The sequence below is a fragment of the Streptomyces sp. NPDC031121 genome (assembly GCF_055570615.1).
Window position 1 is genome coordinate 240924 of the sequence record NZ_JBVIGV010000004.1, and the last position, 22032, is coordinate 262955.

The 22032-nt window shown below is 75.0% G+C and carries 17 protein-coding genes and 1 pseudogene; 4 read left to right on the plus strand and 14 right to left on the minus strand.

Annotated features, from left to right (window positions below; all coding sequences use genetic code 11):
• Nucleotides 1–24 precede the first annotated feature (24 nt).
• The 10 genes from ACZ462_RS09095 to ACZ462_RS09140 form a co-directional block, all read right to left on the minus strand.
• Entirely contained in the window at nucleotides 25–1767 is a 1743-nt protein-coding gene (locus ACZ462_RS09095; RefSeq protein WP_467804446.1) for an ABC transporter substrate-binding protein, read from the minus strand.
• A 164-nt stretch (nucleotides 1768–1931) separates the two neighbouring features.
• Nucleotides 1932–2651, minus strand: coding sequence for a GntR family transcriptional regulator (locus ACZ462_RS09100; RefSeq protein WP_467804447.1), 720 nt, complete (start codon nucleotides 2649–2651; stop codon nucleotides 1932–1934).
• Nucleotides 2652–2692: 41 nt separating this feature from the next.
• Nucleotides 2693–3646 carry an ornithine cyclodeaminase family protein gene (locus ACZ462_RS09105; protein ID WP_467804448.1) on the minus strand — a complete coding sequence of 318 codons (954 nt, stop codon included), beginning with the start codon at nucleotides 3644–3646 and terminating at the stop codon, nucleotides 2693–2695.
• Nucleotides 3643–4713: a proline racemase family protein gene (locus tag ACZ462_RS09110; RefSeq protein ID WP_467804449.1), complete on the minus strand. Its 1071-nt coding sequence runs from the start codon at nucleotides 4711–4713 to the stop codon at nucleotides 3643–3645. Before ACZ462_RS09110 ends, ACZ462_RS09105 begins: the two co-directional genes overlap by 4 nt.
• A complete protein-coding gene (locus tag ACZ462_RS09115; protein WP_467804450.1) occupies nucleotides 4710–5714 on the minus strand; it encodes a proline racemase family protein in 1005 nt (334 codons plus the stop codon). Before ACZ462_RS09115 ends, ACZ462_RS09110 begins: the two co-directional genes overlap by 4 nt.
• A 16-nt stretch (nucleotides 5715–5730) precedes the next feature.
• The gene (locus ACZ462_RS09120) at nucleotides 5731–6663 is read right to left on the minus strand and encodes a dihydrodipicolinate synthase family protein (RefSeq protein ID WP_467804451.1); all 933 of its coding nucleotides are present in this window, start codon (nucleotides 6661–6663) and stop codon (nucleotides 5731–5733) included.
• A 135-nt stretch (nucleotides 6664–6798) separates the two neighbouring features.
• Nucleotides 6799–8298 (minus strand): FAD/NAD(P)-dependent oxidoreductase, encoded by a 1500-nt coding sequence (locus ACZ462_RS09125; protein ID WP_467804452.1) that lies wholly within the window; start codon nucleotides 8296–8298, stop codon nucleotides 6799–6801.
• Nucleotides 8279–8608 carry a (2Fe-2S)-binding protein gene (locus ACZ462_RS09130; protein ID WP_467804453.1) on the minus strand — a complete coding sequence of 110 codons (330 nt, stop codon included), beginning with the start codon at nucleotides 8606–8608 and terminating at the stop codon, nucleotides 8279–8281. Before ACZ462_RS09130 ends, ACZ462_RS09125 begins: the two co-directional genes overlap by 20 nt.
• Nucleotides 8605–9774: an NAD(P)/FAD-dependent oxidoreductase gene (locus tag ACZ462_RS09135; RefSeq protein WP_467804454.1), complete on the minus strand. Its 1170-nt coding sequence runs from the start codon at nucleotides 9772–9774 to the stop codon at nucleotides 8605–8607. Before ACZ462_RS09135 ends, ACZ462_RS09130 begins: the two co-directional genes overlap by 4 nt.
• Nucleotides 9775–9898: 124 nt before the next feature.
• Nucleotides 9899–12349 (minus strand): collagenase, encoded by a 2451-nt coding sequence (locus ACZ462_RS09140; RefSeq protein ID WP_467804455.1) that lies wholly within the window; start codon nucleotides 12347–12349, stop codon nucleotides 9899–9901.
• 217 nt (nucleotides 12350–12566) lie between these two features.
• Between ACZ462_RS09140 and ACZ462_RS09145 the strand changes: the two genes are divergently transcribed.
• Nucleotides 12567–13937 carry an aminopeptidase P family protein gene (locus ACZ462_RS09145; RefSeq protein ID WP_467804456.1) on the plus strand — a complete coding sequence of 457 codons (1371 nt, stop codon included), beginning with the start codon at nucleotides 12567–12569 and terminating at the stop codon, nucleotides 13935–13937.
• 151 nt (nucleotides 13938–14088) lie between these two features.
• Here the strand turns inward: ACZ462_RS09145 and ACZ462_RS09150 are convergent, their stop codons facing one another.
• The 3 genes and pseudogenes from ACZ462_RS09150 to ACZ462_RS09160 all read right to left on the minus strand — a co-directional run bounded on the left by ACZ462_RS09150 (nucleotide 14089) and on the right by ACZ462_RS09160 (nucleotide 16290).
• On the minus strand, nucleotides 14089–14604 hold the full coding sequence (locus ACZ462_RS09150) for a hypothetical protein (RefSeq protein ID WP_467804457.1): 516 nt from the start codon (nucleotides 14602–14604) through the stop codon (nucleotides 14089–14091).
• A gap of 166 nt (nucleotides 14605–14770) precedes the next feature.
• Nucleotides 14771–15163: pseudogene (locus ACZ462_RS09155) on the minus strand (RidA family protein); the annotation flags it as partial.
• Nucleotides 15160–16290 (minus strand): acyl-CoA dehydrogenase family protein, encoded by a 1131-nt coding sequence (locus tag ACZ462_RS09160; RefSeq protein ID WP_467804459.1) that lies wholly within the window; start codon nucleotides 16288–16290, stop codon nucleotides 15160–15162. The gene ACZ462_RS09160 and the pseudogene ACZ462_RS09155, both read right to left, overlap by 4 nt.
• 137 nt (nucleotides 16291–16427) lie before the next feature.
• On the opposite strand from ACZ462_RS09160, the gene ACZ462_RS09165 reads away from it, so the two are divergent.
• From ACZ462_RS09165 to ACZ462_RS09175, 3 genes are all read left to right on the plus strand, one after another.
• Nucleotides 16428–18038 (plus strand): AMP-binding protein, encoded by a 1611-nt coding sequence (locus tag ACZ462_RS09165; RefSeq protein ID WP_467804460.1) that lies wholly within the window; start codon nucleotides 16428–16430, stop codon nucleotides 18036–18038.
• Nucleotides 18039–18042: 4 nt separating this feature from the next.
• Complete coding sequence (locus ACZ462_RS09170; protein ID WP_467804462.1) at nucleotides 18043–18849, plus strand: PaaX family transcriptional regulator; 807 nt, start codon at nucleotides 18043–18045, stop codon at nucleotides 18847–18849.
• Between the two features lie 66 nt (nucleotides 18850–18915).
• Complete coding sequence (locus tag ACZ462_RS09175) at nucleotides 18916–19755, plus strand: GNAT family N-acetyltransferase (protein ID WP_467804463.1); 840 nt, start codon at nucleotides 18916–18918, stop codon at nucleotides 19753–19755.
• Between the two features lie 17 nt (nucleotides 19756–19772).
• Here the strand turns inward: ACZ462_RS09175 and ACZ462_RS09180 are convergent, their stop codons facing one another.
• A complete protein-coding gene (locus tag ACZ462_RS09180; protein WP_467804465.1) occupies nucleotides 19773–22031 on the minus strand; it encodes a bifunctional salicylyl-CoA 5-hydroxylase/oxidoreductase in 2259 nt (752 codons plus the stop codon).
• Nucleotide 22032 lies beyond the last annotated feature (1 nt).

The window sequence follows — 22032 nt, forward strand, 5'->3', positions numbered from 1 at the left end:
TCGTGTCTCGGGTCCCGGGGCCGCTCAGCCCTGGCTCTTCGAGGGGTCCTTGAGGCCGACGGTCGCGTAGTCGATGGTGCCGGTCCACACGGGGTGGCCGAAGGCGCCGGCGATGTTGGTGCCGACGAGGAGGGGCTTGCGCTCCAGCAGGACGGGGATGGAGGGCGCCTTCTTCATGATCTCGGCGTCCAGGTCGATCCAGGCCTGGTTGGCCTGCTTCGCGTCGGCCATGGCGTTGATCTCGTCGATGCGCTTCTGGACGGCCTCGTCGCGGAACTGGGCGTAGTTGCCCTGGTTGCCCTTCTCCTTGATGGTGCGGCCGTCGAAGACGAACGGGATCCAGGTGGAGCCCGACGGGTAGTCGGGGCACCAGCCGGAGAAGGTCATGTCGGGGGTGGTGGAGAGGTCGCCGATGACGTCGTAGTAGGCGCCCGGGTCGACGGTGTCGATGACGACCTGGACGCCGGCGCGGGCCAGGCCCTGCTGGATGGCCTCGGCGGCGCCCTTGTCGCCGGTGGAGACCGCGAGGGAGACCTTCAGGTTCTCCTTGCCGGCGGCCTTGAGGAGCTCCTTGGCCTTGGCCGGGTCGCCGGCCGGGGCGATCTTGAGGGTGTCGGCCTGCTTGCCGCCGGTGAGGGCGGGCGGCAGGTAGGCGGTGGCGATCTCGTTGAGGGCGGGGCCGCCGCCCGCGGTGACGACCGCTTCCTTGTCGAGGGCGTAGTGCATGGCCTCGCGGACCTTCGGGTCGTCGAAGGGGGCGCGGGAGTTGTTCAGGTGCAGCATCGTGGTGCAGCCCTGGGACTCGGCGAGGAGGCGGGACTTGACGTCGGGCTTGGGCAGCACCTTGGGGGCGCTCTCGGGGCGCATGTCGGAGTACTGCACGGCGGAGGCGTCGGCGCCCGCGGAGGCGATGATGCGGTCGTCTATCTGGCCGCCCTTGAGGCCCATGACGACGACGAACCTGTCCGGGTAGGCCTTGCGGACCTGGTCGGTGGAGGGGTCCCAGTGCTCGTTGCGGACGAGGACGAGCTGCTTGTCGCGGTCGTAGGTCTCGATCTTGTACGGGCCGGAGGAGAACGGGCGGGCGTCGTACTGGGTGCCCTTCTCCTGGGACTGCGGTACGGGGGCGAAGGTGGGGAGGGTGGCGGTCGCGGAGAACTCGGCGACGGGCCGCTTCAGTTCGAAGACGATGGTGCGGTCGTCGGGGGTCTTGACGGAGTCGAGGTGCTGCCCCTGGAGCGGGCCCTTGTAGTTCTCGCCGCCGGCGAGGTACTGGGCGGCGTAGTCGGGGCCGCCGGTGAGGTCGGGGGCGAAGGACCGCTCGACGTTGTACTTGATGTCCTGGGCCTTGATCGGGGTGCCGTCCTCGTACTTCAGGCCCTCCTTGAGGGTGAAGGTCCAGGTGCGGCCGCCGTCGGAGGGGGTGCCGAGGTCGGTGGCGAGGTCGGGGACGAGCTCGCTGCCGGCTTTGCCGGGCTCGGCCTTGAAGGTGACGAGGGTGCGGTAGAGCAGCCGGGTCCCGAAGTCCATCGCGGGCATCGTCCAGTTGCGGGCCGGGTCGAGGTGGGAGAAGTCCTGGTTCGACAGGACGGTGAGGGTGCCGCCCTTGACCGGGGTGCCGCCGAGGACCTTGCCGTCGTTGGCGGCCGCCGGGTTGGAGGCGCCCCCGCCGGCGGAGCCCTTCTTGGGGTCGGAGCATCCCGTCGCGCCGAGTGCGATGGCCGCCACCAGGGCGGTGGCGAGGGCGAGTTGGCTGCGCTTGGTCATGGTCACTCCAGTGAAGGGCCGCGCTCTATGATGTGACCGGTAACATAGTAATGTGAAATTGCACTGACAAGGGATCGGGACCGCCGTTATCCAGCCGTGTCCAAATCCGGCGGGCCGCCGTCCGCTCAGGGGCCGGCCGGGCGGAGTCCGCCCGGCCGGCCCGTTCAGCCGGTGAGGCCGGAGCCGAGGCCGCCCTGCGCGGGGCGGCCCACGGGCTCGTCGCGGCCCTCCGCCCACAGCGAGCGGACGTGGCCGAGATGGCGCGCCATGCACGCCTCGGCCCCCTCCGCGTCGCCCGCGATCATCAGGTCGAGCAGTTCCAGGTGCTCCTCGGCGGAGGAGACCAGCTTGCCCGCCTCGTCCAGGCCCGTGAGCCCGTAGAGGCGCGAGCGCTTGCGCAGGTCGCCGACGGTCTCGACCAGGCGCTCGTTCCCGGCGAGGCCGAGCAGCGTCAGGTGGAAGCGGCGGTCCGCCTCCAGGTAGCCGATGAGGTTGTGCTCGCGGGCACTGGTGACGATCTCCTCCGCGATCGGACGCAGCGCCTCCAGCTGCTCGCGGGTGGCCATCCGGGTGACCCTGCCGACGGTCGGGACCTCGATCATCGTGCGGAGCTCGGTGTACTGGTCCAGGTCGCGTTCGCTGACCTCGGTGATCCTGAAGCCCTTGTTGCGGACGGGCTCGACCAGGCCCTCGCGGGCGAGGTCGAGCATGGCCTCGCGGACGGGGGTGGCGGAGACGCCGAGCTCGGCGGCGAGGCCGGGGGCCGAGTAGACGCTGCCGGGGCGCAGTTCGCCCGCTATCAGGGCCGCTCGGAGGGCGTGGCCGACCTGGTCGCGGAGCCGTTCCTGGGCCTTGATGAGGCTGTGCTGCTTCAGGTCACCCATTGCTTGTCCTCCGAGAGATCGCAGAGGAACAGCGTACAATGTCACGTTTCGCTGCTCTCCCCGGCGGCCGCGTACAGCGCCACCGCCACGGCGAGATCCTCCCAGGCCATGCCCACGCTCTTGAAGAGCTGTGGACAACCCGCCGGGCCCGGCCCCGGCGCCCGCCCCGCCACCAGGTCGGCCAGGGTGGCCGCGATGCGGCCGGGCCCGATCGCGCCCTCCGCCTCCGGCAGCAGCAGGTCCCCGGCCTCCCGCAGGGCCGCGGACCGGGCCTCGACGTACACGGCCGAGCGCCGCACCAGCGCCGTGTCCGTCTCGCGGGCGTCCGGCTCGTGCGAGCCGACCGCCACGACCACCGCGCCGGGCTCCACGAGCCGCCCGTCGAAGAGCGGGGTGCGGGCGGTGGTGCAGCACAGCACCAGGTCGGCCCCGGCGACGTCCGCCGCGGTGCCCGTCCGCGCCGGGATGCCCAGCGCGCGGGCGTGCTCCGCGAGGGCCTTGGCGCCCGGGCCGTCCGGATCGCGGCCGACGACCACGGCCTCGGCCAACTGCCGCACCGCGGCCGCGGCTTCGAGGTGCCCGTACGCCTGCGGGCCGGTCCCGAAGAGCACCAGCCGCAGCGGCCGCCCGGCCGGGGCGAGGTGCCGCAGGGCCAGCGCCGAGACCGCCGGCGTGCGCAGCGCCGTGAGGGCGGCGCCGTCGAGCAGGGCGACCGGGCGCAGGGTGGGCCCGTCGAGGAGGAGGTAGGAGCCGGTGATCCGGGGCAGGCCGCGCGCCGGGTTCCCGGGCGCCACACCGGCGATCTTCACACCGGCGTACGCCCCCTGCGCGGCCGGCATCAGCAGCAGTTCCCCGCCGCCCGGCACGGCGACCGCGCTGCGCTGCGGGCAGGTCTCCGGGTCGAGCCCGGCACGCAGGGCGGCGGCCAGCGCGTCGGCCGCGGCGGCGGGGCCGAGCAGCGCGCGGATCTCGGCGGCGCCGATCTGCCGGATCACAGAAGGAACCCGGCGGCGAGCGCGTCGTGCGGGTCGAGCGTGAAGCGGTGCTCGCCGGTGCGGTAGGCGCTCCCGGTGACCTCGGTGACCAGGCCCGCCGGGGCCGCCCCGGGCGCGGCGCCCGCGGGGACGGTCCGGCCGGTGAACACCGTCCCGGCCACCGACTCGTGAAGCAGGGACTCCCCCGGCCCGAGCCGGCCGTCCTCGGCGAGGAGGGCGAGCCTCGCGGACGTGCCGGAGCCGCAGGGGGAGCGGTCGACCTGCCCGTCGGCGAAGACGGTCACGTTGCGCTGGTGCGGGCCGAAGGGCGTGTCGGGGAGTTCCTCGTGGAGGATCACCCCGTAGACGCCGGAGAGCAGCGGGCCGTCCGGGTGCCAGGTGGCGGGGTGCCCGGCGAGCGCGGTGCGGATCTCGCGGCCGGCGCGCACCAGGTCCCCGAGCGCGGCCCGGGAGACGTCCAGGCCGAGGTCGCGCGCCCGGACGGAGGCGTAGCAGGCTCCGGCGTGGGCGATGTCGGCCTCGGCGATCCCGAAGCTCGTGGCGACGGGGATCTTCCGGGCGCCCACCCTCGCCGCGACGTTGCGGAAGGTGACGCCGGTGGTGCGGCCGCCGCTGCGGTGGACGGTCGCGGCGACCCGGCCCGAGGGCACGTCGATCCGCACCGGGACGTCGCCCTCGTCGGGGGCGGGGACCCGGCCGGTGTCCACGGCCCAGGCCCCCAGGGCCATGGTGCCGTGGCCGCAGGCGGTGGAGTAGCCGTCCTTGTGCCAGAACAGGACGCCGAAGTGGGCGCCGTCGTCGTCCGGGGGGACGACGAACCCGCCGTACATCCCGGCGTGTCCGCGGGGCTCCTGCACGAGCAGGCGCCGTACGGAGTCCAGCGCGCCCGGCCGCGGGGCCGTGCCGGAGCCGCCGGGGCCGATCGCGGTGGCGCAGCGCTCGGCGACGGTGTCGCCGGGGACGGGCGGGAGGCCGGGGTCGGCGGTGTCGACGATCCGGAACGGCTCTCCGGCCGCGTGGTAGTCGGCGGTGCGCACCTCGGGCGGAGCCGGGTCGTCGGCGGTCACAGGAGGAACCCTCCGGGGAAGGGGTCGGACGGGTCGAGGAAGTACTGGGCGGTGCCGGTGATCCAGGCCCGTCCGGTGACGGTGGGCACGACGGCCTCGTGTCCGCCGACGGTGGTGCGGCCGACGAGCCGGCCGGTGAACTCGGTGCCGATGAAGGACTCGTTCACGAAGTCGGCGCCGAGGCCGAGGAGGCCGCGGGCGTGCAGCTGGGCCATGCGCGCGCTGGTGCCCGTACCGCAGGGCGAGCGGTCGAACCAGCCGGGGTGGATGGCCATGGCGTGCCGGGAGCGGCGGGCGTCGGAACCGGGAGCCGCGAGGTAGACGTGCTTGACGCCGGCGATGGCCGGGTCCTCGGGGTGGACGGGCCGGTCGGCGGAGCCGTTGATCGCGTCCATGATCGCGAGTCCGGCGGCGATCAGGTCGTCCTTGCGGGCGCGGTCGAAGGGGAGGCCGAGGGCGTCGAGTTCGACGAAGGCGTAGAAGTTGCCGCCGTAGGCGAGGTCGTAGGTGACGGTGCCGTGGCCGGGGACGTCGGCTTTGAGGTCGAGGCCGGCGCAGTAGGCGGGGACGTTGGTGAGGGTGACGGCGGTGGCCGCCCCGTCCTCGACGCGGACGTCGACGGAGACGAGTCCGGCGGGGGTGTCGAGGCGGACGGTGGTGACCGGCTCGACGGCCGGCACCATGCCCGTCTCGACGAGGACGGTGGCGACCCCGATGGTGCCGTGCCCGCACATGGGCAGCAGGCCCGACACCTCGATGTAGAGGACGCCGAAGTCGGCGTCGGGGCGGGTGGGGGGCTGCAGGATCGCGCCGCTCATCGCGGAGTGGCCGCGCGGCTCGTACATGAGCAGGGTGCGGACGTGGTCCATGTGCTCGATGAAGTGGAGCCGTTTCTCGGCCATGGTCGCTCCGGGGATCACCCCGACGCCCCCGGTGACGACCCGGGTCGGCATGCCCTCGGTGTGCGAGTCCACCGCGTGGTAGATGTGGCGCGTGCGCATGGGTTCCCCCTGTCGGCTAGTTGAGTCCCTCGGCGAGGGCCTTCTCGGTCGCGGCGCGGACGGCCGCCTCGGTCTCCCCGGTCAGCGGGAAGCGCGGCGGGCGGGTGGCGCCGCCCGGGCGGCCGGCGAGGTCCATGGAGAGCTTGATGGCCTGGACGAACTCGGTCTTGGAGTCCCAGCGCAGCAGCGAGTGCAGGGACTTGTAGAGCGGCAGCGCGGTGTCGAGGTCACCGGCGACGGCCGCCCGGTAGAGGGTGGCGCAGGCGGCGGGCAGCGCGTTGGGGTAGCCGGCGATCCAGCCGACGGCACCGGCGAGGGCGAGTTCGAGCAGGACGTCGTCGGCGCCGATCAGCAGGTCCAGGCCCGGGGCGAGTTCGGCGATCTCGTAGGCGCGGCGGACGTCGCCGCTGAACTCCTTGACGGCGACGATGCTGCCGTCGGCGTGGAGCCGGGCGAGCAGGGCGGGCGTGAGGTCGACCTTGGTGTCGATCGGGTTGTTGTACGCGACGACGGGCAGGCCGGTGCGGGCCACCTCGGCGTAGTGGGCGCGGACGGCGGCCTCGTCGGCGCGGAAGGCGTTGGGCGGCAGCAGCAGGACGGAGCCGGCGCCGGCCTCGGCGGCCTGCTCGGTCCAGCGGCGGGCCTCGGCGCTGCCGTAGGCGGCGACGCCGGGCATGACGCGGTTGCCGTCGCCGCCCGCGGCCTCGACGGCGGTCCGCACGACGCGGGCCCGCTCCTCGTCGGTGAGGGTCTGGTACTCGCCGAGGGAGCCGTTGGGGACGACGCCGTCGCAGCCGTTGGCGATGAGCCACGCCACGTGGTCGGCGTAGGCGTCGTAGTCGACGGAGAGGTCCTCGCGCATGGGCAGCGCGGTGGCGACCATGATGCCGTGCCAGGGGCGGGTGCGCGGGTCGGCGGCGGTGGGCGCGGGGGTGTGCGCGTCGGTCATGAGAGAGCTCCCTAGTGTGGTGTGTGACATTTTACTAGTGGGTTGAACTCGGCCACAAGACTCCGGACGGGCCGGGTCGTACGGGCCGGGGTGGAAGGGGTACAGGGCGCCGGGGCGCCCCGCGCCCGCGGGCGGTCAGCCGTCGGCGGGCGGCAGGCCGGCGAGCAGGCGCAGCGGCACCGGGCAGGACAGCGGCCGCCGGTCGGGCGCCTGCTCCTCGCCGGCGAGGGCGGCGACGGCCGGTCCGCACATCCGGCCCTGGCACCAGCCCATGCCGGCGCGGGTGAGCAGCTTGGCGGTACGGGCGTCCCCGGCTCCGAGGTCCGCGACGGCCTCCCGGATCCGCCCGGCCGGCACCTCCTCGCACCGGCACACGTCCGTGTCGTCCCGCAGCCAGCCGGTCCAGCCCGCGCCGGGCCGGTGGGCGCGGGCCATCGCGTCGGCGAAGGCCCGCAGCCGGGCGCGGCGGCGGACCAGGGCCGGCGGGACGGGCCGGCCGGCGATGGCGTGGGCCGCGATCTCCCCCTCGACCAGCGCCGGCTGCGCGCCGGCGATGCCGCCCGTCTCGCCGGCGGACCAGATGCCGGGGACGGAGGTCCGCTGGAGGGCGTCGAGGTCGAGGGCGGGGGTGCCGTCGGCGGCGCGGCGGGTGGCGCAGCCGAGGCCCGTGGCCAGCTCCAGCTGCGGGACCAGGCCGTGCCCGACGGCCACGGCGTCGCAGGGGATCCTGCGGGCCGTACCCGGCAGCGGCCGCCAGTCCGCGTCCAGGCGGGCCACGGTGACGGCCTCCACCCGGTCGGTGCCGTGCGCCTCGGTCACGGCGTGCCGGGTGAGCAGCCGCACGCCGTGGCGCAGCAGGGCGCCGCCGTACGCGGCGCCCTCGGCGAGCTTGGCCGGGTTGCGCAGCAGGGCGGGCAGGGCGGGGGCGTACCCGGTGTAGGCGGCGGCCTCGACGACGGCGGGGACCCGCGCCCCGGCGGAGGCGAGGGATCCGGCGACGGCGAGCAGCAGCGGGCCGCTCCCGGCGACGACGACGCGGCGGCCGGGCAGGACGAGGCCGCCCTTGAGCATGGCCTGTGCGCCGCCGGCGCCGACGACGCCGGGCAGGGTCCAGCCGGGGAACGGCAGTTGGCGCTCGTAGGAGCCGGTGGCGAGGAGTACGGCGCGGGCGCGGACGGCCACCGCGCGCTCCTCGGGTCCGGCGACGGCGTGCAGCACCCAGGCGGCCGGGGCCCTGCGGGCCGCGCCACCGGCGGCGGCGCCCTCGGCGGCGGCCTGGGGCGCGTCCTGCGGGGTCACGGTCCAGACGTGGTGGCCGGGCAGGTACGTGACGCGGCCGGAGGCGGTGTGGGCGCGCAGGGCGCTCTCGCGGGCGGCGAACGCGGCCCAGCCGTGGTGGAGGGCCTCGGGCCGCTCGGCGCCCAGCTGGGGCGCGGGGTGCCGGTAGAACTGCCCGCCGGGCCGCTCCCCCGCGTCGAGCAGGGTGACGCGCAGTCCGAGCCGGGCGGCGGTGACGGCCGCGGCGAGGCCGGCGGGGCCGGCGCCGACCACGGCGAGGTCGGCGGGGGCCGTGTCGGGGCGGCCTGCGGCGGCCGGGGCGCCGGGGTTCGGGAGGTCAGACGGCGAGGTCGGCACGGCCGGTCCCTTCCTGGGTGGTGACGGTGTCGCCGGGGCGGGCGGGGACCAGGCAGGCGCGCTGGTTGGGGCGGCCGTTGACGGTGACGAGGCAGTCGTAGCAGCTGCCGATCCCGCAGAACGCGCCGCGCGGGGCGCCGCCCTGCCGGGTGGTGCGCCAGGCGAGGATCCCGGCGCCCCACAGCACGGCGGCGATGCTCTGCCCGGCGTGGGCGGTCAGCTCGCGCCCGTCGAAGCGCAGGGTGTACGCGGCGTCGGGGCGCCCGCCGACGAGGTCGCGCGGGGACCGGCGGTGCGAGGGGTCGGTCATCGGCCGGTCTCCTTCGGCTGCGCCGCGGGCTCCGTGAAGCGGTCCGGGCGGAAGGGGTGGAGCGGGAGCGGGGGTTCGGCGCCGGTGAGGGCGGCGGCGACGAGCACCCCGGTGGCGGGGGCCAGGCCGATGCCGGCGCCCTCGTGCCCGCAGGCGTGGAGCAGTCCGGGGACCCGGGGGTCGGGCCCGATGGCGGGGAGGTGGTCGGGGAGGTAGGGGCGGAAGCCGTGGTAGGCGCGCAGGACGCGGGCGTCGGCGAGGACCGGGAAGAGCGCGGCGGCCTGTCCGGCGAGGCGGCGCAGGGCCTCCGTGGACAGCGACCGGTCGAAGCCGACGCGCTCCCTGGTCGCGCCGATCAGCACCGGCCCTGCCGGGGTGCCCTCGACGACCGCCGAGGACTGGAGGGCCGCGGAGCCGCTCGCGACGTCCGCGATGTAGTCGGCGGCGTACACCTTGTGCCGTACGACCCGGGGCAGCGGCTCGGTGACGAGGACGAAGCCGCGCCGCGGCAGGACCGGCAGGGCGGTGCCGGCGAGTTCGGCGATGCGGCCGCCCCAGGTCCCGGCGGCGTTGACGACGGCGGGGGCGGCGAGTTCGCGGCGCGTGGTGCGCACGCCGCGGACCGCACCGCCGGCGGTGAGGACGGCGACGGCCTCCTCGCCGAGGTGGAGTTCGGCGCCGGAGGCGGCGAGCAGGCGGGCGGCCGCCTGTGCGGGCTGGACCTGTGCGTCCTGGGGGTAGAGGAAGCCGCCCGCCCGGCCGGGTGCCAGGTGGGGCTCCAGTTCGCGCAGGGCCGCCGCATCGGCCTCGACGGCCTCCACGCCGGCGGCGCGCTGCCCCTCGGCGAAGGCGCGCAGGGCCTTCAGCGCGGTCTCGTCGGGGGCGATGACGAGGCCGCCCTTCGGCTCGTACTCGACCTCCTCGGGGAGGGCGGCGGCCAGCTCGCGCCACAGGCCGGCGGACAGCAGGGCGAGGTCGAGTTCCGGGCCGGCCTCCTTGTCGGAGACGAGGAGGTTGCCCTCGCCCGCGCCGGTCGTCCCGCCGGCGACGGGGCCGCGGTCGACGACGGCGGCGCGGAGGCCGGCGCGTGCGGCGTAGTAGGCGCACGCCGCTCCGACGACGCCGGCTCCGACGATCACGACGTCCAGGGGATGTCTCTTGGGCACGGCAGTAATATGTCACATTCTTTAGCGGCTGCCCAGAGCATGCAGCCGGAACGGTCCGGCGGCCGGCCCTCCCCCCGCTCCGGGGGTCGCCCGGAGAGCAGGGCCGGCCGCCGGCGGCACGGGGTCAGCTGCGCAGCGGGCCCTCGCAGCTGTAGGCCGAGGTGCCGGCCGTGCGGTTGTCCCAGATCTCCACCGGGCCGAAGGAGCAGTTCATGTCGGCCAGGTTGTTGGACGCCGCGCCGGCCCGGTCGAGGATGAAGTAGTCGACCGTCTCGGACATGTCCTTGAAGTTCTGGTCGTCACTGCGCCAGTTCTTCAGGTTCGCGGAGATCCGGCCCGTACAGGTGAACCGCCGCTTGCCGGGGTCGCCGTTCTCCACGCAGTCCGGCGTGTTGTAGGTGGCCGCCGCGAACGAGGACTTCACCGAGGCGAGCGCGGAGTCGCGCAGCTGCTCGTTCGGCGTGTAGGTGGTGTTGGGCACGAACAGCTGGTCCACCTTGGCGATCTGCGCGTCCAGGAAGCGGTCGTAGTCGCGCTGGAGGTAGCTGTCCGAGCCGAGGCGGTGGCGCCAGGCGTCGTACTTCGCCACGTCGTTGTTGCGCAGGTGGGTGTACATCTCGCGCAGCAGGGACGGCCTCTCGGTCCACAGGAACTCGAAGAACGTGCCGGCGTAGCTGTAGAAGCGGAAGCCGTCGCCGTCGTACGTGGCGTTGAGGATCTGCCCGACGCTCATGCGGGGGCCGCCGCCCGCGGTGTCACTGATGATGCTCTTGACGAGCGACTTGCGCACCGCGATGCCGTCGGAGCGGGTGGCCCCGTCGAAGAACTCGGCCGTGCCCTCGTCCATGGCGGTGGTGCGGTCGCCCTCGTACCAGGGGCCCTGGCCGAAGAAGCCGTGGACGGCGAAGCGGCCGTTGAGGTAGTGCACGTACTCGTGGCGGAAGAGCTCTTCCAGTGTCAGGGTGGAGTCCTGCGGGACGCGGCGCTGGTAGGTGTAGAAGGTGGCGCCGTTCTCGATGTAGATGCCGCCGTTGTTCGTGTCGTACCCGGTCAGGATCGGGTGGTAGTTCACGTAGTCGGCGCGCGAGGCGTACAGCACGATGTTGAGGGTGCTGTTCGGGTCGTCGGCGAGCGGCTGGTCGGTGCCGATCACCCGGTGGTACTGCGCCTTGACCTGCTTGCTCGCGTAGTAGAGCTGGTCGACGGTGGCCCGGTCGAGGGCGGTGCGGACCTTGATGGCGCCGTTGTCGTAGGTGAAGGTGTTGGGGAAGAGCTGCTTCTCGATGTCCTCCTTGCAGACCCCGTACGGCTTGCAGGCCTCGTAGAAGTTGAGCCAGGAGACGACCTTCGCCCACTGCTCGCTGCCGTCGCCGAAGGTGGCGCGGGCCGCCGGCAGGAGCGCGCCGAGGTCGGCGACGACCCGGTCCTTCAGGGACGGGATCTGGCCGAAGCGGCCGTACTCGCCGAGGGCGTCGCGCGCCACCCAGGCGTTGGCGGTGCCCTTGAGGTGGCCGTAGCCGGCGAACGCCTTGAACAGGTCGCGGTAGCCCGGGTCGGCGGCCGCCGCCGCGTGGAAGGCGGCGTCCTGGTTGCCCGGGTAGACGCCCAGGTAGTTCACCGACAGCGCGGCCAGGGCGGCGCCCGCCCAGTTCGCGTCGTGGTGGGTGGCCGGGTGGGCCGGGTCCATGGTGGCCAGGACCTTCTTGATCAGGCCGATCTGGTGGTGGCGCAGGCCGGGCGCGCTGCCGGCGTAGAGGGCCTCGCGCAGGGTGCGGGCGTTGGAGGCGGTGGTGTCGAAGGTGCGGGCGGCGGCGCCGAAGTCGGCGATGGCGCGGCGCATGGCCTCGACGGTCGGCGCGTCGGTGACGTCGATCTCGGAGCGCGAGTAGTCGTGGTAGGCGACGGCGTGCAGGTAGGTGAACATCTCCTCCAGATGGGAGGAGTTCTTGCCGTCGTGTGCCGCGGCCAGGGTGGATATGCGCCGGGAGACGGCCTGCACGTGGGCGTCGGACATGACCGGGACAAGGCGGGCGTCCCAGTTCCAGATGATGCTGCGCAGGCAGCCGTCGGCCGTGACGGCCTCGTCGGCGAGGAAGTCGGCGAACTGCTCCGGCGACAGGCCCGTGACGCCGTCGAGGGTGCAGGGGACGCCCGCGGCGAGGGTGCGGCCCGTCGGGGTGGCCGCCGCGGCGGCCTTGCGGCTCTTCTCGGCGCGCTCGGAGGCCGGAGCGGCGGCGGTCGGGGCGCCGGGGATGCGGCCCTGGGCGACCTGGGCCGCGGCCGCGTCCGCGGCGGAGCGGACGGCCTGGCCGCCCGGGGTGCGGCCCGCACCCGGGGCGACGGCGGACGCGGGGGCCGCCTCCTTCGGCGAGGCGAGGCGGTCGACCTCGTCGAACGGGTTCCCGCCGCGCGCCCCGCCGGCGGCGGGGGCGGCGGGGGCGGCGGCCGTGCCGGGCGCCTGGGCGGGGACCGCGGTATCGGCGGCCTGGGTCACGGCCTGGCCCGCCGTGGCGAGGAGCGTGACCGCGACCGCGGTGGCGAGGAGCGAGGAACGCACCATTTTGTGCTGGGACACCAAGGACTCCTGGAAGGGGAGGTGGGGGACATGGTGGACACGGCGCGGGGATGCTGCGTGGGGTGTGCCGGACGAGCGGTCGTGCGTGAACTGCCCTGCGCCACACGGCGTTTGACGGGGATTAACGCGCCGCGGTGTGAGCTGTAACATAGTAATGTGAAATTGCACTGACAAGACCTGTGCGCACACCAGTTCACGCCTTTCCCAGGGAGCCCCCGTGACCGAACCCCTCTCCCGCCTCAACACCGGGAGTCACGATCTGCCGGTATCCGCCGAGTTGTCCCGGTACATGGCCGGCAACTGGGCCCCGTCACCGCTGCCCGACTCCGAGCGCGTCGCCGCGTACGCCGTCACCCCGGCCCGCCGCGCCCGCCTGTCGGCACTCTTCCCCGGCGAGCGGCTGATCGTCCCGGCGGGCGAGCTGAAGGTCCGCTCCAACGACTGCGACTTCCGCTTCCGCCCGCACAGCGCGTACGCCTGGCTGACCGGCCTCACCGGGGAGGACCAGGTCGGCCACGTGCTCGTCATGGAGCCCTCCGGCCCCCACGGCCACGAGGCCGTGCTGTACCTGCGCCCCCGCTCCCCGCGCACGGGCGGCAGCGAGGAGTTCTACCGGGACCGCCGGTACGGGGAGTTCTGGGTCGGCCGCCGCCCCGACCTCGCGGAGGCGGAGCGGCTGACCGGGCTGCGCTGCGCGCACCTGGAGGCGCTGGGCGACCCGGCCGGCCGCAGCGCCGCCACCGACGCCGAGCTGGCCACGGCCCTGTCCGAGCTGCGCCTGGTCAAGGACGCCTGGGAGGTCGGGCAGCTCCAGCTCGCCGTCGACCACACGGCCGCCGGGTTCGAGGACGTCGTACGGGCACTGCCGCGCGCGCTCGCGCACCCGCGGGGCGAGCGGTGGATCGAGGGGGTCTTCGGCCTGCGCGCCCGGGCGGAGGGCAACGGCACCGGCTACGACACCATCGCCGCGTCCGGCGCGCACGCGTGCGTGCTGCACTGGATCCGCAACGACGGGCGGCTCGACCCGGGCGACCTGCTGCTCCTCGACGCCGGCGTGGAGACCGACACCCTCTACACGGCCGACATCACGCGCACCCTGCCGCTGTCGGGGCGCTTCTCCCCCGTGCAGAAGCAGGTGTACGAGCTGGTGCTCGCCGCGCAGGAGGCGGGCATCGCCGCGCTGCGGCCGGGGGCGAGCTTCCGGGACTTCCACCGGGCCGGGATGCGGGTGATCGCCGAGGGCCTGGCGGACTGGGGCGTGCTGAAGGACGCCGAGGGCGACCTGCACCGCCGGTACACGCTGTGCAGCAGCGGCCACATGCTGGGGCTGGACGTCCACGACTGCGCGAAGGCGCGCGCCGAGGCGTACCTGGACGGGGTGCTGGAGGAGGGGCAGGTGCTGACGGTCGAGCCGGGCCTCTACCTCCAGCCGGACGACGAGACGCTGCCGCCGGAGCTGCGCGGCATCGGGGTGCGCATCGAGGACGACCTGGTCGTCACCGCGACGGGGGCCCGGCTGATGTCGGGGGCCCTGCCGCGCACGGTGGCCGGCATCGAGGAGTGGATGGGCGGCCTGCTGGAGGGCTGAGCCCGCCGCCCCGGCCGCACCGAGGGGGACGGTGCGGGCGGGGCGGACAGCGGTGACGGCCCGCGCGGGATGCGCGGACCGTCACCTGCCGGTTGCGTCCGGCGTGTTCGGGATGCGGAATGAACAGGCGGTTCAGTTCCGGTGTGCGGAGTTACCTGCCGCCACCGCCGCCACCGCCGCCACCGCCGCCGCCGCCGTGGCCACCGTTGCCACCGCCGCCGCCGTTGCCACCGCCGTTGCCACCGCCGCCGTTGCCGCCGTCGCCGCCGCGGCCTCCGCCGTCGTGGCCGTTGCCGCCGTAGCCGCCGTTGCCGCCGTAGCCGCCGTCGTGGCCGTTGCCGCCGTAGCCGTTGTGGCCGTTGCCGCCGTAGCCGTTCCAGTCGTGGTCGTTGTAGTCGCGGTAGTCGTGCCGGTCGCCATAGTCGCGGTTGCTGTGGTGGACGTTGTCCCAGCACCAGTCGGGCCGGTCGTCCCACCGGTTCCAGTGCTCGCAGCAGTCACGCCAGTCGTGGCTTCCGCGCCGGTCGTCCGAACACCGCCAGTCCTGCCGGGTCTCCGGGGTCAGCGAGGTCTGCGCGGCAAAGGCTCCGCTCACCGGCGTCAGGCCGAGAGCGACGCCTGCGGCGCCCGCCACGGCTGCCGCAATGATCCCACGGCGCATGATCATGCACCTCCGAGCGTCTTGACAATTGATCCCATAAGGGGCATTTCCACACTCCCCCCTCTCCCGCTCCCTGTCAAAGGCCGCTTGCCGGCCCCGTACCCCGCGACCCCCCGCAAGCCGCTTCCCAACTGGGATTACCGGGCTGCGAAATCACTTCGGGCGGGCCGTCGAGGACGGCGATACCGTCCAGTTCGACCAGGGCCTCCTCGTCCCAGAGCCGGACGACGCCCACGACCGCCATCGCCGGGTACTCGCGGCCCGCCAGCCGCCGCCAGATGCGGCCCAGTTCGGGCGCGTGCGCCCGGTAGTCCGCCACGTCCACCGCGTACACCGTCACCCGCACCAGGTCCGCCGGCGCGCCGCCCGCCGCCGCCAGGGCCGTCAGCAGCCCGGACAGCGCCCGCTCGAACTGCTCCGGCAGCGTCACCCCGACCACCTTGCCCGCCGCGTCCAGCGCGGTCTGCCCCGCGAGGAACACCAGTCGGGAGCCGCTCGCCGCCACGGCGTGGGAGAAGCCCGTCGCCGGCGACAGCCCCGCCGGGTTGATCCGCTCCGGGCTCACCGGTACAGCTCCCGCGCGATGATCGTGCGCTGGACCTCGCTCGCGCCCTCGTAGATGCGCGGGGCCCTGACCTCCCGGTACAGGTGCTCCAGCAGGTGCCCCCGCCGCAGCGCGGCGGCCCCGTGCAGCTGCACGGCGTGGTCCACCACGTACTGCGCCGTCTCCGTCGCCAGCAGCTTGGCCATCGCCGAGCGGCGCGGGACGTCCGCGTCCCCCGCGTCGTACGCGCCCGCGGCGGCGTACACCAGCAGCCGGGCCGCCTCGGTCCGGGTGGCCATCTCCGCGACGCGGTGCCCGACCGCCTGGAGGTCGCCGAGCACCCCGCCGAACGCGGGGCGGTTCGCGGTGTGCGCCAGCGTCGCGTCGAGGGCGGCGCGGGCCATGCCCACCGCGAACGCGCCCACGCTGGGCCGGAACAGGTTCAGCGTGGCCATCGCCACGGCGAAGCCGCGACCGGGCCGGCCCAGCAGATCCTCGGGGCCGACGGGGACCCCGTCGAAGACCAGTCTGCCGATGGGGTGCGGGGAGAGCATCTCCAGCGGCTCCCCGGACAGCCCCGGCCGGTCGGCGGGGACGAGGAAGGCGGTGACGCCCTTCGCCCCGGGGCCTTCGCCGGTGCGGGCGAAGACGGTGTAGAAGTCGGCCTCCGGGGCGTTGGAGATCCAGCACTTCTCGCCGCTGAGCCGCCAGCCGCCAGCCTGCCCGGGCCCGGAGCCGGGGTCGGGCTCCGCCGAGAGCGCCAGGGCCGCCGCGTCCGAGCCGGCGCCGGGCTCGCTCAGCGCGAAGGCCGCCACCGCCCGGCCGGCCCGCACCTGCGGCAGCCAGCGCTCCCGCTGCGCGTCCGTGCCCGCACTGAGCACCGGGTGCGCGCCGAGCCCCTGGAGGGCCAGCGCCGTCTCCGCCTCGGTGCACCCGTACGCGAGGGACTCCCGCAGCAGGCACAGCTCCAGCGCGCCCGAGCCGAAGAGCCGGTCCAGCAGGCCCAGCGCGCCGAGCTCCGCGAGCAGCGGGCGGTTGACCCGGCCCGGCTCCCCCTTGTCCGCCAGCGGCCGCAGCCTCGTGGCCGACAGCTCGCGCAGCTGCCCGCACCACTGCTCCTGTTCCGCTCCGAGCGCGAATCCGGTCATCCGAACATCCCCGCTTCTATCGCGTCCTGTTGACTGCCGTCACCATCACGATACGCTCGTGGGGCAACCGCACGGCCGGCTCCACCCGTTTCGGCCCCGACCGGGGACCGCAGCCGTCGCAAGGGGGCGAACCCGCCTTGGAGCTCAAGCCTTCCGCCCACGCCGACACCTTCGCGCGCGACCACCTGCCGCCGCCGCACGCGTGGCCGGACCTCCTCTTCGAACTGCCCGAACTGGCCTACCCCGACCGCCTCAACTGCGCGTCGGAGCTGCTCGACGCCACCATCGCCCGGTTCGGGCCGGACCGCCCCGCCTTCCGCAGCGGCAGCGGCGAGACCTGGTCGTACGGGGAGCTGCGCGACCGGGTGGACCGCATCGCCCGCGTCCTGACCGCCGACCTCGGGGTCGTGCCCGGCAACCGGGTGCTGCTGCGCGGCCCGACCGGCCCCTGGCTCGCCGCCTGCTGGCTCGCGGTGGTGAAGGCCGGGGCGGTCGCCGTCACCGTCCTGGCGCAGCAGCGGGCGCACGAACTCGCGACGGTGTGCGCGATGGCCCGGGTGGGGCACGCCCTGTGCCACGAGTCGGTGCTGGAGGACCTCGCCCGCGCGGACGTCCCCGGGCTGCGCATCACCCCGTACGGCGGAACCGGCCAGAAGGACTTGCTCCGCCTCGTCGAGCAGCACACGGAGCCGTTCCCGGCGGTCGCGACCTCCGCGGACGACGTGGCGCTGATCGCCTTCACCTCCGGCACCACGGGCCGGCCCAAGGGCTGCATGCACTTCCACCGCGACGTGCTGGCCATCGCCGACACCTTCTCCCGGCACGTGCTGCGGCCCCGGCCCGACGACGTCTTCGCGGGCAGTCCCCCGCTCGGCTTCACCTTCGGCCTCGGCGGCCTGGTCGTCTTCCCGCTGCGCGCCGGCGCCAGCGCCCTGCTGCCGGAGCAGGCCGGGCCGCGCGTCCTGCTGCCGGCCCTGGCCGAGCACCGGGTCTCCGTACTGTTCACGGCGCCCACCGCCTACCGGGCGATGCTGGACGCGCTCGAATGCGGGGCGTACGACCTGTCCGCGCTGCGCCGCTGCGTCTCGGCGGGCGAGAACCTGCCCGCCGCGACCTGGCAGGCCTGGTACGAGCGGACCGGGCTGCGGATCATCAACGGGATCGGGGCGACGGAGCTGCTGCACATCTTCATCTCCGCCGCGGACGACGACATCCGCCCCGGCACCACCGGCCGCGTCGTGCCCGGCTGGCAGGCCCGCGTGGTGGACCGCTCCGGCCGGCCGGTCGGGGACGGCGAGCCGGGGCTGCTCGCCGTGCGGGGCCCGGTCGGCTGCCGCTACCTGGCCGACCCGCGGCAGGAGGAGTACGTACGGGACGGCTGGAACCTCACCGGCGACACGTACGTCCGGGATGCGGAGGGCTACTTCCGGTACGTCGCCCGCGCCGACGACATGATCGTCTCCGCCGGGTACAACATCGCCGGCCCGGAGGTGGAGGAGGCGCTGCTGCGCCACCCGGACGTCGCCGAGGCGGCCGTCGTGGGACGCGCGGACGAGCGGCGCGGCCAGATCGTCGTGGCGTACGCCGTCCCCCGTCCGGGCGCGGTCCTGACGGAGGAGGCGCTGCGGGAGTTCATGCGGGCCGAACTGGCCCCGCACAAGTGCCCCCGCGTGTTCGTCTTCCTGCCCGAGCTGCCACGGACCCCGACGGGCAAACTTCAGCGGTTCCGGCTGCGCGACCTAAAGTGAACCCGTGGCCGAGCAGCACACTCCGCGATCCCTGATCGTCACCTTCTACGGCGCCTACGGGCGGGCCTTCGAGGGGCCCGTGCCCGTGTCGGCGCTGGTCCGCCTGCTGGGCGCCGCGGAGGTGGACGCCCCGTCGGTGCGGTCCTCGGTGTCCCGGCTCAAGCGGCGCGGCTTCCTGCTGCCCGCGCGGGCCGCGGACGGCTCCGCCGGCTACGAGCTCTCCGACGAGGCGCGGCAGCTCCTCGACGACGGCGACCGGCGCATCTACGGCGACCGGGCCGTCCGGGGCACGGGCGAGTGGCTGGTGGCCGTGTTCTCCGTGCCGGAGCAGGAGCGGCACAAGCGGCACCTGCTGCGCTCCCGGCTGGCGCGGCTGGGCTTCGGCTCGGTGGCCCCCGGCGTGTGGATCGCCCCCGCGCACCTGTACGAGGAGACGGGGCACACCCTGGACCGGCTGCACCTGACGGCGTACGTCGAGCTGTTCCGCGGCACGCACCTGGGCTTCGCGCCGACCGCGGAGGCGGTGGCCCGCTGGTGGGACCTGACCGCGCTGGCCAAGGCGCACGAGGACTTCCTCGACCGGCACGAGCCGGTGCTGCGGGCCCTCCAGCAGGGCGGCTCGCCGACGCCGGAGCAGGCCTACGCCGACTACCTGCGGGCCCTGGACGGCTGGCGGCGCCTGCCGTACGCCGACCCGGGGCTGCCGCAGGACCTGCTGCCGTCGGACTGGCCTGGCGACCGGGCCGCCGCGGTCTTCGCGGAGCTCCACGCCCGCCTGCGGGACACGGGCGCCCGGTTCGTGCAGGGGTAGTCCGGCAGGCGGCCGGCGGGCGGAATTCCGGGTGCGGGGCGGCGCGGGCGGGCGCCATCATGGGCCATGACCTGGACCTTCACGCATGACCTGGCGGCCTACCGGGCCGCGGCCGGGGCGGCCGTCGCCGCCGACCCCGTCTCGAACACGCTGCTGCTGACCGTGGAGGGCGCCCTGCTGCGCGGCGGCCCGCACGCCTTCTCGGACCGGGACCCGGTGTTCGGCTGGTGGACCGGCGCGGACGGTACCGTCGCGGGCGGCTTCCTGTGCACGCCGCCGTACCCGCTGGTCCTCGGCAGGGTTCCCGGCGAGGCGGTGGCCGCGCTGGGCGAGGCCCTGCGGCGGGAGCCGGTGCTGGGCGGGATCGGCGGGTTCAACGCCCGGCACGCGGACGGCGAGCGGCTCGCAAAGGCCTGGGGCCGGCCGGTCGGCGAGCCGGAGGTGCTGCGGCTGTACCGGCTGGGGCGGCTCGCGGCGCCGGATCCGGCGCCCGCGGGGCGGGCCCGGGCGGCCGCGGAGGCGGACCTGCCGCTCGTACGGGAGTGGTTCGCCTCCTTCGCGGCGGAGGTCGGCGACCCGGCACCGGGCGAGGGCGCCGTACGGGACCGGGTGGCCGGGGGCGGGGTGCTGCTGTGGGAGGACGCCGCGGGCCGTCCGGCGGGCCTCGCCGCGTTCAGCCCGCCTGCCGGCGGGACCTCCCGGATCGGCCCGGTGTACACGCCGCCCGTGCACCGCCGGCGCGGGTACGCGGCGGGCGCCACGCACGCGGCGGTCGGCGCGGCCCGGGCGGCGGGCGCCCGGGAGGTGCTGCTGTTCGCGGACACGGCGAACCCGACGAGCACGGGTGTCTACCTGCGGCTCGGCTTCCTGCCGGTGGAGGACCGCGCGGTGGTGGTGCCGCGCTGAGCGGCTCCCCTGCCCGCTCAGCCCTTCCCGGTGGGCGGTTTGCGGCTGCCGGCGCGGTAGGGGGCCGGCCAGGGGGCGGCCGGTCCCGCGTACTCCTGGTCGGCGGCCGCGTGGAGGGTCCAGTGCGGGTCGTACAGGTGGGGGCGTCCGACGGCGCAGAGGTCGGCGCGCCCGGCCAGGAGCAGCGAGTTGACGTCGTCCCAGGAGGAGATGGCGCCGACGGCGATGACGGGGACCCCGAGCGCGTTGCGGATCCGGTCGGCGTACGGGGTCTGGTACGAGCGCCCGAACTCGGGAGCCTCGTCGGGGACGACCTGCCCGGTGGAGACGTCGACGGCGTCGGCGCCGTGCTCGGCGAAGGCGGCGGCGATGCGGACGGCGTCCTCGGCGGTGGTGCCGCCGGGCGCCCAGTCGGTGGCGGAGAGCCTGACGGTCATGGGCCGGTCGTCGGGCCAGGCCTCCCGGACGGCGTCGAAGACCTCCAGGGGGAAGCGGAGCCGGTTCTCCAGCGGGCCCCCGTAGGCGTCCTCGCGGTGGTTGGCGAGCGGCGAGAGGAACCCGGACAGCAGGTAGCCGTGGGCGCAGTGCAGTTCGAGGAGGTCGAAGCCGCAGCCGGCGGCGCGGGCGGCGGCCGCCGCGAAGTCGTCGCGGATCCCGGCGAGGTCCCTGCGGTCCAGGGCCCGGGGGACGGGCGAGACGCCGGGCCGGTAGGGCAGCGGGGAGGCGGCGACGACCGGCCAGTTCCCCTCGGGCAGAGGGTCGTCCATGCCCTCCCACATCAGCTTGGTGGAGCCCTTGCGGCCGGAGTGGCCGAGCTGGACGCCGAGGGCGGTGCCGGGGGCGGAGGTGTGGACGAAGTCGGCGATGCGCCGCCACGCGGCGGCCTGCGCGTCGGTGTAGAGGCCGGTGCAGCCGGGGGTGATGCGGCCCTGCGCGGAGACGCAGACCATCTCGGTCATGACCAGGCCGGCGCCGCCGAGGGCGCGGGCGCCGAGGTGGACGAGGTGGAAGTCGCCGGGGGTGCCGTCGCCGTCGGCGGCGGAGTACATGTCCATCGGGGAGACGACGACGCGGTTGCGCAGGGTCAGCCCGCGCAGGGTGAACGGGGTGAACATGGGCGGGGTGCGGTCGTCGGGGCAGCCGAAGTCGCGTTCCACGGCGCGGGTGAAGCGCTCGTCGCGCAGCCGCAGGTTGCCGTGGGTGACGCGGCGGCTGCGGGTGAGCAGGTTGAACGCGAACTGCCGGTCGGGCTGGTCGACGTATCCGGCGAGTTCCTCGAACCAGCGCATGCTGGCGGCCGCGGCCCGCTGGGTGGAGGCGACGGCGGGGCGGCGGGCGGCCTCGTACGCGGCGAGGGCGGCGGGTACGTCCTGTTCGGCGGCGACCGCCTCGGCGAGGGCGAGGGCGTCCTCGACGGCCAGTTTGGTGCCGGACCCGATGGAGAAGTGCGCGGTGTGGGCGGCGTCGCCGAGGAGGACGGTTCTGCCGTGGGACCAGCGCTCGTTGACGACGGTGCGGAAGCCGGTCCAGGCGGAGCGGTTGCCGTGCAGCGGCCGGCCGCGCAGGGCCTCGGAGAAGACCTTGGCGCAGCGGTCGGCGGACTCGGCCTCGTCGCACAGGTCGAGGCCGGCGGCCCGCCAGACCTCCTCGCGCATCTCGACGATGACGGTGGAGGCGTCCGGCGCGTACGGGTAGGCGTGGAGCTGCATGACGCCGTGCTCGGTCTCGGCGATCTCGAAGCGGAAGGCGTCGAAGGCGAAGTCGGCGGCGAGCCAGATGTAGCGGCAGCGGCCGCTGGTGACGGTGGGTCGGAAGTGCGCGGCGGCGGCCTGCCTCGTCGCGCTGTGGACGCCGTCGGCGGCGACGACCAGGTCGTGGGAGGCGGCGAGTGCGGCGGCGGGCGGCGCGGGGGTGCGGAAGCGGAGTGTCACGCCGAGGGCGGTGCAGCGCTCGTGCAGGACGTGCAGGAGGCGGCGCCGGCCGAGGGCGGCGAAGCCGTGGCCGCCCGAGGTGTGCATGCGGCCGCGGTGGACGATGTCGATGTCGTCCCAGCGGACGAACTCGGCGCCGAGGGCCCGGTAGACGTCGGTGTCGGCGCGTTCGATGCCGCCGAGGGTCTCGTCGGAGAGGACGACGCCGAAGCCGAAGGTGTCGTCGGGGGCGTTGCGCTCCCACACCTGCACCCGGTGGCCCTGCCGGGCCAGCAGGGCGGCCGCGTACAGGCCCCCCGGTCCCCCGCCGATCACCGCGACGTCGAGCGTGTTCCCGAGGGGCACG

What these genes read in the sequence shown, in the direction of transcription:
- ACZ462_RS09095 (WP_467804446.1), bottom strand. Translation starts at nt 1,767, where the DNA reads ATGACCAAGCGCAGCCAACTCGCCCTCGCCACCGCCCTGGTGGCGGCC.
- ACZ462_RS09100 (WP_467804447.1), bottom strand. Translation starts at nt 2,651, where the DNA reads ATGGGTGACCTGAAGCAGCACAGCCTCATCAAGGCCCAGGAACGGCTC.
- ACZ462_RS09115 (WP_467804450.1), bottom strand. Translation starts at nt 5,714, where the DNA reads ATGCGCACGCGCCACATCTACCACGCGGTGGACTCGCACACCGAGGGC.
- ACZ462_RS09120 (WP_467804451.1), bottom strand. Translation starts at nt 6,663, where the DNA reads ATGACCGACGCGCACACCCCCGCGCCCACCGCCGCCGACCCGCGCACC.
- ACZ462_RS09130 (WP_467804453.1), bottom strand. Translation starts at nt 8,608, where the DNA reads ATGACCGACCCCTCGCACCGCCGGTCCCCGCGCGACCTCGTCGGCGGG.
- ACZ462_RS09150 (WP_467804457.1), bottom strand. Translation starts at nt 14,604, where the DNA reads ATGATCATGCGCCGTGGGATCATTGCGGCAGCCGTGGCGGGCGCCGCA.
- ACZ462_RS09160 (WP_467804459.1), bottom strand. Translation starts at nt 16,290, where the DNA reads ATGACCGGATTCGCGCTCGGAGCGGAACAGGAGCAGTGGTGCGGGCAG.
- ACZ462_RS09175 (WP_467804463.1), top strand. Translation starts at nt 18,916, where the DNA reads ATGACCTGGACCTTCACGCATGACCTGGCGGCCTACCGGGCCGCGGCC.